The sequence below is a fragment of the Pseudomonas sp. NPDC087814 genome (genome assembly GCF_044742865.1).
GTDB lineage: Bacteria > Pseudomonadota > Gammaproteobacteria > Pseudomonadales > Pseudomonadaceae > Aquipseudomonas.
Genome location: NZ_JBIUVK010000084.1, coordinates 1 through 11513, shown reverse-complemented (window position 1 = coordinate 11513; position 11513 = coordinate 1). Strand labels below are relative to the sequence as shown.

The window sequence follows — 11513 nt, the reverse complement described above, 5'->3', positions numbered from 1 at the left end:
CCGAGCCTAGGCGAGGTGCCGAGTGGTGGGGCAAGAGCGTTTTGCTTACTTTTGCGCTTTTCAAAAGTGAGCCGCTGTAAGAGCGGAACCAATAGTCGCCGTTACCTAAATAACGGATATGTACCCAACACCGCGGCGTTACAAATTCCGGCTATGCCGATAATCACTGACCGCCTCATACACCGCCTTACGCAACCGGTTAATCCCCCCAATCGGCCGATGCGCCTCCACCCCAAACCACGGATTAAACGACTGATTATCACAAGCCAGATTCAACGCCGGCGTATCAAAATCCTGCGCCGGAATCACCACCTTGGCCACCGTCTCAAACGGCGCATCACTCTCTTTCCATTCAATGCTGGTGTCCTCGATCGGCATGAACTTCTGCGGATTCTGCCGCTGAATCTGCAACACAAAACACGCCGCCACCCGGTCCGTCGACAATTGCTGATTCAACGCACTGCGCAAAAAGTTCGGCAGGTCCTTATTCTGTTCAGGCAGCACATACGCAGGACACCCCTGGGGATCCGGCGCCACCCGAAACTTCGCATTCGCCGCCCCGAACTTATACGGCGACACCGAGAAATACGTCGTCTGCGTAGGACTCACCGGCGGCGGCGCCAACGTCGCCAGCGCGATAAACAAATGCCGCACCTGCCAACTGCGCGGATCCACCCCGGGGAAAAACGCCATGACTTTCTTGCCATCGGCCTGAGCCGAAATGTTCTGCGCATACTCCGCCACATCACTGACGAAAAAGTTCGGATGGCTGAACATCACAAAGTCCTGCTCACCCCGCGCCTGCTGATCCGCCAGCAGCTGTTTGCCTGGCACGTCCAACAACTTGATCGCCATCCCCCGGGCATCCCGGATGCTGTCGAACTGCGGATACGCATTGCCGTTGGACAGTCGCATCATCGCCTGCCAGGTCTTGCCCGGCTCGGCGAACACGCCCTGGCGCAGGGCCGGGTCGAGGTCCGCCAGTACGCTGACCTCGGCCTTCACGCAGCCATGGGCCTTGGCATGCGCATCCCGCAGGTAACGCGTGCCTTCGCGGTGCTGGTCGACGATGCGCACGGCGGTCTGGATGATGCCCTGGGTCATGGCCGCTTCACCCGGCGGGATCTGTTCATCCGGCGATACCGGGCCGCTGTGCTGCCAGGCAAACCACAGGGTGGACAGCAACCAGCCCAGCAGGCCCAGGCCCACCAGCCACAACAGGGTCTTGCCGAGAAACGCGCCGAGGCGCAGCCAAAGTCGAGCGAGCATTTAAAAATCCTTTTCTGCGAAGTCGGTTGGGTCAGGGCAGTTGCTGTTCCAGCGGGCCGCCCAGCACTTTCAAATATTCCAGCAGCGCCCAGCGTTCCTGGGGCAGCAAGCCTCGGCCAATCACCCCGTTGCCACGCTGCCCGGCACGGAATTCGTGGCCGCTGTTGTGGTTGCCGGTGATGCGCGTATCGAACAGGAACGCGTTGGGGAACGCGGCGGTTTGATAGCCCAGGTGGCGCGGGTCGTATTCGAAGGTGCCTTTATAGAAGGTCGGGCTGCGCTCGTCCTGAGGCGAGAGCAATTGGTAGATCGTCGGCACCGAGCCGTTGTGCAGGAACGGCGGTGTCGCCCACACCCCGGCCAGGGGCCGTGCCTTGTAGGCACGCAATTCGCGTACGCCGATCGGCAGGCCGAAGCCGTCCAGGCGCGGGCGTTCGGCAGGTGTCACACCGGCGGCACGGTAGGCGTGGTCTTCGACAAAGGCGGTGATGTAGGCCAGGCCTTTGGCTGAAGAGAGGCTGCGCAGGTCCAGCGGCTCGGTGGGCGTGGGGTGCAGTTCGACGTTCATTTTCGCCAACTCCGCCGGGTCCCATTGCAGGGCGCTGAGGTCGAAGCGGTGGTCAGCGATATTGTTGGCAGTAGCGGGGTCGGTGCCGATCACCTCCACCGGGAGCATTTTCAACTGGCGCACCGGGCGGCCATCGACCTGGGACACCGCTGGCACGTGGCAGCCGGCGCAGTTTTCCGCGAACAGTGCGCGACCCTGGGCGGCCAGCGGTTTGTCGATGGCGCCGAACAGGTCTTCGGGCCAGGTGGGTGGCTTGAGCCGTTGCAGGGTTTCTTCGATGGTATTCAGGTCGCGAACCCGCACGCTGGAGGCGTAGCGCGCATCGCCCTGGAGCGGCTGGCCGGCGCTGTCGAAGAAGTCCAGGGTGGCGCCGACGCCCAGGGCTTCGCCGATATTGCGGGCCATGGGTTGTTGGGCCGAGCCATTCCATTGCACCCAGTCGAAGGTCCAGATGTCCCACAGTTGCGGGTAGTCCACCGGGGCGTTGGCGATGCGGTAGTTGTCGGGGGAAATGGCGTCGCCAAAGCTGGCGTTGGCGATACGGCCAAAGGCGTCGGTGCGGCCCGGGCCTTCTTCGGTGGGGTAGAGGCCACGGTGGGTGTCGTTCCAGGCAACTTTGAGGAAGTTGTTCAGGGACTTCTTGAAATCCTGGCGCAGTTGCGCTGCGGTCTGGTCGTTGTAGTCATGGCCCAGCACGGTGCGGGCAAAGCGCTCGAATTTCCACGGGTTGTAGTAGGTCGAGGCCAGGCTGGCGACCAGTGCCTGGCCGAAGCTGCCGCCGCGCAGGGTCGGCACGCTGGACGGCAGCACATGTTGCGCCGGGCCACCGTCGACCCGCAGGCCCTGGCCTTTGAAGTTCAACTGGCCGGTGTGGCAGGCGGCGCAAGTGATGTCGAGAAACTCATCATTGCTGCCAGTATTTTTATGCCGGGCGAAACCCACCGGCAGGTTGCCGGGATTTTGTGCAGTCGGCACTTGCCTGGGATCTACCAGGAAACCGAAGCGCGCCAGGTACTCGGGCGTGGCGAAACGCTGTTCGGAGAACGGCAGCTCCAGTGCGGTAAACCAGGCATAACGCAGGCCCTTGACCTGGGTGCCCTGGGGCGTGAAATAGTAGGTCTGGCGATCTGCGGCGCTCCATTGATCCTGATAGTGCACCTGTTCCACCGGCACGTAGACCGGCAGCTTCGGGTTGACCACGTAATAGAGCACCACCGCCAGGACCAGGCCCAGCAGTATGAAAATCATCAGCAAAACACGGGAAAAAATGCGCAAGATAACTATCCTTGTCGAGTTGTAGCGTTCTTATGCCATCAGGCCAGCAGTGCGGCAAGTGGCCATGAGTCTCGTTCCAGCGCTGCTGCCGTCCGTTGCAGGGCCCTGGATTGAATGAAAATGCTTTTAAACACGTGAACTTATCAGAAGTTTCCTGCTCACATGCCGGTAGCCATTGGTCGTGGCCGCCTGATAAGCTCGCGACTTTACTCGAATGCCCTTTTGGCACACGAACAAGGAAATAGCATGAAACAGCATCGGTTGGCGGCGGCGGTGGCCCTGGTTAGCCTGGTACTTGCGGGTTGTGATTCGCAAACCAGCGTAGAGCTGAAAACCCCGGCGCAAAAAGCTTCCTACGGTATCGGCCTGAACATGGGCAAGAGCCTTGCTCAAGAAGGTATGGATGACCTGGACTCCAAAGCGGTAGCCCAAGGCATCGAAGATGCCGTCGGCAAGAAAGAACAGAAGCTGAAAGACGACGAGCTGGTCGAAGCCTTCGCCGCACTGCAAAAACGTGCTGAAGAGCGTATGGCCAAGATGAGCGAAGAGTCGGCAACCGCCGGCAAGAAATTCCTCGAAGAAAACGCCAAGAAAGACGGCGTTGTCACCACCGCTTCCGGTCTGCAATACAAGATCGTGAAGAAAGCGGACGGTGCTCAACCCAAGCCTACCGACGTAGTGACTGTTCACTACACCGGCAAGCTCACTAACGGCACCACCTTTGACAGCTCCGTGGATCGCGGCAGCCCGATTGACCTGCCGGTCAGCGGCGTGATTCCAGGTTGGGTCGAAGGCCTGCAACTGATGCACGTTGGCGAGAAGGTCGAGTTGTACATCCCGTCCGACCTGGCCTACGGTGCCCAGAGCCCGAGCCCGGCGATTCCAGCCAACTCCGTGCTGGTATTCGACCTGGAACTGCTGGCCATCAAGGACCCGTCCAAGGCAGACGCTCCTGACGCACCGGCGGCTCCTGCTGCCAAGAAGTAATCAGCGCCTGAACACACAACGCCCCGTCTCGACGGGGCGTTGTTGTTTCTGGCCTGTGCGATCGTATGCGATCGTTCCCGCGCTCTGCGATCGTTCCCACGCTCTGCGATCGTCCCCACGCTCTGCGTGGGAATGCATCCCGTGACGCTCTGCGTCACCATTGCGCATAGCTCAAGCCTAGCGCTAACAGCAAGCGCGGAGCGCCACAGGCGGCATCCCCACGCAGAGCGTGGGAACGATCAGCTGAATCCAGGGCAAATTCAACCGAACCCATGCGGGCTAGAGCAGTCTGATAAAAGACCCGAGTACGGGTAGACGCAGATTATCTCCAAGTCAATGAATTCTTGGGTTTTTTTTATGTGCGCAAAAAACGCCCGATCTGACTGTAGGCCTTGTATTACGTGGCTTTCAGCCTGGAAAATAGGCTCTGTTCACAAGGTTATCCACAATTTGTGTGGATAACCTTTTCTGTCGCCTGGAACTGGAGTGACGATGAAAGCCCCGTTTAATTTCACCCGCTTCCTGCCCATGGCTGCTCGCCTGCTTGGCCGTGGGCGCTTGCCGACGTTGCTGTTCGCGGTCGCCGCCAAAGGCTCGAGCCAGGGCAACCGGCTGGGCAAGCTCAAGGACGACCTCAAGCTGCTCCAGGCCTTGTGCCTTGCCTACTGGCGCGGCGAGTACCGGGCCATCAGCCCCAAGGCGCTGATTTCGGTAGTGGCAGGGTTGATGTACTTCCTGAGCCCGATTGACGCGATCCCGGACTTTATCCCGGTGTTCGGCATGCTCGACGACATTGCTGTGCTGGCGTGGGTCATGAAGACCCTCGACGGCGAACTGAGCGCCTTTCGCGCCTGGCGCGAGCGTCAGCTCCCCGAGAAACTTGCGGTGGTTGAGCGCCTTCCTGCGACGCCTCAGCTGCTTGCGCAAGAACACCTGAAAAAAAACTGAACCTTGGGAATATCCCCCTGCGCTCTTTGTGGCTGTTAGGATTACACTCCTAAGGAAAGTACTTACGAAGTAAGTGTTGTGATCCTACGGGGCAGTCATGGATATTCAGATAATTACAAAGGATGGCGAGCCCGAATATGCGGTTCTGCCATGGGCTCAGTATCAGGCGCTGTTAAAAGCTGCCGGTCAGCAACAGCCAACGCCTCCCGCTTCGACCATTAGCCAAGCCACTGCCGAACCGGATCTGCGCCCCCTGGAGCAGCTGCGAAGCCTGCGCGAGGCCAAGGGCCTGGCCATCGAGGTTCTGGCGCGCACGGTGGGCATCAGCCCGTCTTACCTGGGCCTGATCGAAAGCGGTGAACGCCAGCCGGACGCTGCCATCCGCCGCAGCCTGGCCTGGGAACTTGGCGTTGCAGGTTGGAGGGACGAAACGTGAGCGTACGCATCAGCCGTCAACATTGGGATGGGTTACTCAACGAGCTGGACCAGGCGCGCCGACAGCGCCACCTCTTGACCTACCGCGCCTTGCTGGAGCGCCTGCAATTTCCCACGCCGGCCATGCAGACCCTGACGGCTGCGCTGGAGCACCTGGCGGCGCTGGATGCCAAGGCCGACCAACCACTGCGCAGTTCCCTGGTGATCAGCCAGGGCGCCAGTCGCCTGCCACGTACCGGTTTCTTTGAATGTGTGGAGCGTCTCGGGCGCTTCTGCGGGCCGTCCGATGGCGTGGCCGCAGCGTCGTGGCACGCATCCGAAGTGGTTCGAGTATTTGAATACGATTATCCCGAGTCAGCGGAGGCGTAGTGTTCTGGAAGCTCAAGGCGTATGCCAGTTACTGGCTGGCGCGCAAGTTGTTTCATTGGTCCTGGTTCGTGCGACAGCCGCGTGGCTGGCAGTGGCTTGAAGGCCAGTTCGCGCGCATGGCCAATCTGGGCGACGTAGGAGCACAGAGTTTCTACGGACATATCCTGACGTTTCGTGGCAAGGGCCTTGGCGCCCGTGAAGAAGGCGTGCGACTGTTGCGGCTGGCGGCCCTGGCCGGCGACGGCAAGGCGGCCTACCAGATTGGGGTGTTGAGCTTTGCGGGCAGCCTTGGCAAGGCGCCTGATCCGCTGGAAGCGGCACGCTGGTGGAAAATCGCCGCCCGAGCCGGGCACCCGTTGGCGCAGATGCGCCTGGAGCAACTCTGATCTAGAGCGGCTGCGGTTCTGCCTGGCCCAACTCCAGGCTGTCAATCACATGAATGCTGTAGCCCGCCACGTTCTTCGCGTGGTGCTTGGCTTGCGAGGCCAGTTCCGCCAACTGGCTGGCATCGAGTTGTCCACAGGCCTGTGGATACAAATGCACCACGCCGATGGACAGCGACAGCAGCGCAAACTCCTGGCGCACGCCCTGGCGGTTCAGTGCAACGAAACAGCCCGCGTCCAGATGCTCGCTGCGATAGAAGCGCCGGCACTGGGTGTGGAAGTCGTCCAGCAGTTGGTTCAGCCGCTTGCGCCAATCCTGCGGCCCCAGCACCAGCAAAAAGTCATCACCGCCGATATGCCCGACGAAGTCGCGGCTGGGGTCTACCCGGTCGTTCAGGCATTGCGCCAGGCACAGCAGCACTTCATCGCCCCGGCCATAGCCGTAGATATCGTTGAATGGCTTGAAACTGTCGATATCGACGTAGCAGATCACAGACTCGCGTTGTTGCTGCAACAGCCGCGTCAGGCACTGCTGGATGGGGACGTTGCCCGGCAGCAAGGTCAGCGGGTTGGCATAGCGTGCCTGCTGGATTTTCAGCTCGGTAATCAGCTTGAGCACATCGATCACCCGGCCCAGCCCCAGATAATCGCCGTTGAGGGTGATGATGAAATCTTCCTCGATCCGCTGGCGTGCGCGACTGGTGAGCAGGCGGCTGACCTGCTGCAAGGACTGGCTCAGTTCCACCGCGAGAAAGTCATCACTCATCAAGCGGCTGATGGGCTTGCGGGCGAACAGATCGGTGGCGAACGGCTTGAGTAGCGCATCTGACAGCGAGTGCCGGTGCACGATGCCAATCGGGTGGCCACGCTCATCCAGCACCGCCAGGGAATTGAGGTTGGCCTGGCGCCGGAAGGCTTCCAAAACCTGCGCCGTGGCGGTGTGCTGGCCCACGGCCGGTTGTTCGTTGAGCAGGGCGCTGAGGTCGCTGCCTTCGTCGTTCAGCGCGACGTTGGCGTTGTCGGGCTTGGGCAGCATCAACCGCGCTTCCTGCGGCGGGTGTTCCTGGGGGCGGCAGAGCAGGTAGCCCTGCACTAGGTCAACGCCCATTTCCGTGAGCACCGCCAACTCTTCCGGCAACTCGATGCCTTCGGCGATGACCTGGGCCCGGGAGGCCTTGGCGATTTGCAGGATGGAGCCGACAAACTCGCGCTTGAGGGCGTCCTGGTGGATGCCGTCGATAAAGTGTCGATCGATCTTCACGTAGTCCGGGCGCAGCTCCGACCACAGCCGCAGGCTGGAATAACCGGCACCCAGGTCATCCAGGGCAATCGAAAAGCCCATGGCGCGGTAGTGGTGCAGCGCGGTTTGCAGCAGTTGAAAATCGTCGGTCGGGGTTTGCTCGGTCAGTTCGATCACCACCTGGCTGGGCGGGATGCCGAAGTCGCTGAGCAGTTGCAGGGTACGGCCGGGCTGGTGGGCGGTCTCCAGCAGGGATTCGGGTGAGACGTTGAGAAACAGCTTGCCCGGCAGTTTCTGCTCGCTGAACCGCCGGCAGGCACTTTCCCGGCAGACCATCTCCAGCTCACTGAGACGCCCGGCGTGACGGGCCACGGAGAACAGTGCGACAGGGGAGTGCAACGGGCTGTTGGACGGGCCGCGACTGAGGGCTTCATAACCGATGACGCGTCGTTCAGACAGGGAAATGATGGGTTGGAACAGGCTGTGCAAACTGCCTTGAGCCAGGATTGAGCCCAACGCATTCAGCTGTTCGGTCATGGTCATGATTTTCTCGGGTCGAAAAAAAAGGACCTGCTTTGGCAGGTCCTTCATTTCACGACAGAATGATGTCTATTTGATGACACTCCGAGGAGCGTTCACATTAAATCGCCATCATTTACTGCTTGGCCACCGTCTTGCTGATTTTCAAGTAGTCCAGCAGGATGCGCCCGGTCTCGCTCAGGTAGGCATCATCTTCCGGCTTGGTTTTATCAGGCTCGGCGGCGATCGCGTCTTCGTCTTCTTTCTTCAGCTCCTTGAGTGGAGCTTCGCCTTTGGCCTTGCGGCGGGCGTTCTCCAGCACCAGTTGCTGATTCTCGATGTCGGTGTGCTGCGCACGACGGTCGGCTTCGTTCAGGCTGACGGTTTTCTCTTCCATCAACTTCTTGGCCAGGGCCAGTTTGTCGCGGATGAAGATGAACTCGGCATCCTTGGCGGAGCGGGCTTCGTGATCAGCTTTCAACTCTGCGATGTACGGTTTGAACGGGTCTACCGCAGGCTTGATCGCAGGACGGATGGTGTCCCACGGCATCGCCTCGGGCAGGGCGCTCTCGCCGATTTCCTTGGTGTCGATGATCGACGGGAAATCGACGTCCGGCAGTACGCCCTGATGCTGGGTGCTCTGCCCGGAAACCCGGTAGAACTTGGCCAGGGTCAGTTTCAGCTCGCCATGGTTCAGCGGCTGGATGGTCTGCACGGTGCCTTTGCCGAAGGTCTGGCCGCCGATGATCAGCGCACGGTGGTAGTCCTGCATCGCGCCGGCAAAAATCTCCGAGGCGGATGCCGAGAGGCGGTTGACCAGCAACGCCATCGGCCCTTTGTAGAAGGCACCCGGGTTCTCGTCTTCCAGCACGTCGACACGGCCGTCAGCGTTACGCACCAGCACGGTCGGACCCTTGTCGATAAACAGGCTGGTCAGCTCGGTGGCCTCCTGCAGGGAACCGCCGCCGTTGTTGCGCAGGTCGATGACCACGCCGTCGACTTTTTCCTTCTGCAATTCTGTGAGGATTTTCTTAACGTCGCGGGTGGTGCTCTTGTAGTCCGGATCACCGGCGCGGAACGCTTTGAAGTCCAGGTAGAACGCCGGGATCACCACCACGCCCAGCTTGTAGTCCTTGCCATCCTGCTTGAGGTTGAGGACTTGCTTCTGGACGGCCTGGTCTTCGAGTTTCACCGCTTCACGGGTGATGGACACGATCTTGCTGGTCTGGTCGTTCGGTGCGTTGGTGTGCGGAATCACTTCCAGGCGCACCACGCTGCCCTTCGGCCCGCGGATCAGCTTGACCACTTCATCCAGACGCCAGCCGACCACGTCGACCATCTCTTTGTCGGCCTGGGCCACACCGATGATCTTGTCGGCCGGGGCAACCTGCTTGGTCTTGTCGGCCGGACCTGCCGGCACCAGACGCACGATCTTCACCTGGTCGTTATCGCTTTGCAGGACGGCACCGATGCCTTCCAGCGACAGACTCATGTTGATATCGAAATTTTCCGCGTTATCTGGCGACAGATAATTGGTGTGCGGGTCGTAGGACATTGCGAAGGTGTTGATGTAGGCCTGGAAGATATCTTCGGCACGGGTCTGATCCAGACGTGCCAACTGATTCTTGTAGCGCTTGGTCAACAGTTCCTGGATGGCCTTCGGCTCTTTGCCGGCGATCTTCAAGCGCAGGACTTCATCCTTGACGCGCTTGCGCCACAGGTCGTCCAGCTCGGCTTCGGTGGTCAGCCAAGGAGCGTCCTTGCGGTCAACCAGCAAGGTCTCTTTCTTGGTGAAGTCGAACTTGTCGACACCTTTGTCCAGCTCACCAATGGCGAAGTCCAGACGCGCTTTGACGCGGTCCAGGTAGCGCTTGTAGATGGTGAAGCCGGGCTGCAGGTCACCGCTCTTGAGGAAGTCGTCGAACTGCGTCTTCCACTTGTCGAACTCGGTGATGTCGCTGGCCAGGAAATAGCTGCGCGAGGGATCCAACAGCTTGAGGTAGCTGTCGTAAATGATCACCGAACGAGCGTCGTCCAACGGCGGCTTGCTGTAATGGTGGCGCTTGAGCAACTCGACGACGTTAAGGCTGGCAATCACCTCATCGCGATCAGGCTGAAGGTTGTCCCAGCTGTTGGCTGCGAACGTATTGCTCGACAGCGGCAAAAGGCCGATACCGATAAAAAGAGCGAGGGCGGTGCTGGGGAACAAATGCTTCATGCTGATTCGACGCGGGGGCAATTGATAACGCATATTAGGCCGTCTTTGAAGTCGCCGGTTCCATATGGGCCGGTCGCATAATGCAAAAAGCCCGACGCTACAGCAACGGGCTCAGTCCAGACTCACTATGGAGGCACTGTGAAAGCATTGCAAGGCGTTGAAGGTCATGTGGAGTGGCAAGAAGAGCCAAGTCCTACATGCGATGTAGGCCAAGTACGCATTCGCGTGGCGGCTGCGGGCCTGAATCGCGCCGATTTATTACAGCGTTCGGGGCTTTATCCGCCACCTCCCGGTGCCAGCCAGGTGCTGGGCCTGGAGTGTTCCGGGGTGATCAGCGAAGTCGGCGCCGGTTCGTCGTGGCAAGTGGGGGATCGGGTTTGCGCCTTGCTGGCTGGCGGCGGGATGGCTGAAGAAGTGGTGGTGGATGCGCGGCATGTGCTGCCGGTGCCGGAGGGCGTATCCCTGGTCGAAGCGGCCGGGTTGCCCGAGGTATACAGCACCGCGTGGTTGAACCTGTTCCAGTTGGCGGGCCTCAAGCCCGGCGAGAAGGTGTTGTTGCATGCCGGTGCCAGTGGGGTGGGCTCGGCGGCGATTCAGTTGTGCAAGGCGTTTGGCAGCCCGTGTTGGGTCAGCGTGGGGTCGGCGGATCGCCTTGCGTACTGTGAAGCGCTGGGGGCTCAGGGGGGTGTGGTACGTACTGACGGCATCGAGGGCTTGAGGGATTTTGGACCGTTCGATGTGATTCTTGACCCGGTGGGGGGGAATTACGCGGCGCTGAATCTTAAGCTGGTGGCGCGTGATGGGCGCTGGGTGTTGATTGGGTTGATGGGGGGGCGTGAGGCGCAGATCGATCTGGCGCAGGTGTTGGCCAAGCGTGTGCAGGTGTTGGGGTCGACGTTGCGCAGTCGGGATGATCAGTTCAAGGCTGACTTGTTCAGTGACTTGAGCCAGCATGTTTGGCCGTTGTTTGCCGAGGGGCGCTTGAGTCCGCAACTGGCCAGGACGTTTCCGATCAAGGATGCCGAGGCTGCGTTTGCGGAGCTGGCGACTAATCGGATTTCCGGGAAGCTGGTGTTGGTGATTGACGAGAGTCTGACCTGATTTCAGATGCGACATTTGTGTTGGGGGGGAGTTGGGCTGGGTGTATATCCGTTATTTTCGTAACGGCGACTATTGGTTCCGCTCTTACAGCGGCTCACTTTTGAAGAGCGCAAAAGTAAGCAAAACGCTCTTGCCCCACCACTCGGCTCCTCGCCTAGGCTCGGAGTGCCCTCACTCCGGCTTTGGACCGTGGGCCGCCGT

At 60.3% G+C, this 11513-nt stretch carries 10 protein-coding genes; 6 read left to right on the top strand and 4 right to left on the bottom strand.

Translation table 11 applies throughout. From position 1 onward, the window contains the following. Positions 1–138 precede the first annotated feature (138 nt). Together ACIOMR_RS30235 and ACIOMR_RS30230 are read right to left on the bottom strand one after the other, a co-directional pair. Positions 139–1269 (bottom strand): catalase family protein, encoded by a 1131-nt coding sequence (locus ACIOMR_RS30235; protein ID WP_401198065.1) that lies wholly within the window; start codon positions 1267–1269, stop codon positions 139–141. A gap of 31 nt (positions 1270–1300) precedes the next feature. Continuing rightward, the gene (locus ACIOMR_RS30230; RefSeq protein ID WP_177037215.1) at positions 1301–3112 is read right to left on the bottom strand and encodes a di-heme-cytochrome C peroxidase; all 1812 of its coding nucleotides are present in this window, start codon (positions 3110–3112) and stop codon (positions 1301–1303) included. A 246-nt stretch (positions 3113–3358) separates the two neighbouring features. Between ACIOMR_RS30230 and ACIOMR_RS30225 the strand changes: the two genes are divergently transcribed. From ACIOMR_RS30225 to ACIOMR_RS30205, 5 genes are all read left to right on the top strand, one after another. Further along, the gene (locus ACIOMR_RS30225) at positions 3359–4099 is read left to right on the top strand and encodes an FKBP-type peptidyl-prolyl cis-trans isomerase (protein ID WP_003211122.1); all 741 of its coding nucleotides are present in this window, start codon (positions 3359–3361) and stop codon (positions 4097–4099) included. A 492-nt stretch (positions 4100–4591) separates the two neighbouring features. Further along, complete coding sequence (locus ACIOMR_RS30220) at positions 4592–5047, top strand: YkvA family protein (protein WP_401198061.1); 456 nt, start codon at positions 4592–4594, stop codon at positions 5045–5047. Between the two features lie 97 nt (positions 5048–5144). Beyond that, positions 5145–5483 (top strand): helix-turn-helix transcriptional regulator, encoded by a 339-nt coding sequence (locus tag ACIOMR_RS30215; protein ID WP_003211117.1) that lies wholly within the window; start codon positions 5145–5147, stop codon positions 5481–5483. After that, positions 5480–5851 (top strand): hypothetical protein, encoded by a 372-nt coding sequence (locus ACIOMR_RS30210; protein WP_003211116.1) that lies wholly within the window; start codon positions 5480–5482, stop codon positions 5849–5851. The genes ACIOMR_RS30215 and ACIOMR_RS30210 overlap by 4 nt, the downstream gene beginning before the upstream one ends. After that, positions 5851–6237 carry a sel1 repeat family protein gene (locus ACIOMR_RS30205; protein ID WP_102606421.1) on the top strand — a complete coding sequence of 129 codons (387 nt, stop codon included), beginning with the start codon at positions 5851–5853 and terminating at the stop codon, positions 6235–6237. The genes ACIOMR_RS30210 and ACIOMR_RS30205 overlap by 1 nt, the downstream gene beginning before the upstream one ends. Position 6238: 1 nt before the next feature. Here the strand turns inward: ACIOMR_RS30205 and ACIOMR_RS30200 are convergent, their stop codons facing one another. Next, entirely contained in the window at positions 6239–8017 is a 1779-nt protein-coding gene (locus tag ACIOMR_RS30200; protein ID WP_023659268.1) for a bifunctional diguanylate cyclase/phosphodiesterase, read from the bottom strand. 112 nt (positions 8018–8129) lie between these two features. After that, positions 8130–10211: a carboxy terminal-processing peptidase gene (locus ACIOMR_RS30195; protein WP_023659269.1), complete on the bottom strand. Its 2082-nt coding sequence runs from the start codon at positions 10209–10211 to the stop codon at positions 8130–8132. Positions 10212–10349: 138 nt separating this feature from the next. Here ACIOMR_RS30195 and ACIOMR_RS30190 point away from each other — a divergent pair, with 138 nt between their 5' ends. Beyond that, positions 10350–11312 carry a zinc-binding dehydrogenase gene (locus tag ACIOMR_RS30190; protein ID WP_087694978.1) on the top strand — a complete coding sequence of 321 codons (963 nt, stop codon included), beginning with the start codon at positions 10350–10352 and terminating at the stop codon, positions 11310–11312. Positions 11313–11513: the final 201 nt, after the last annotated feature.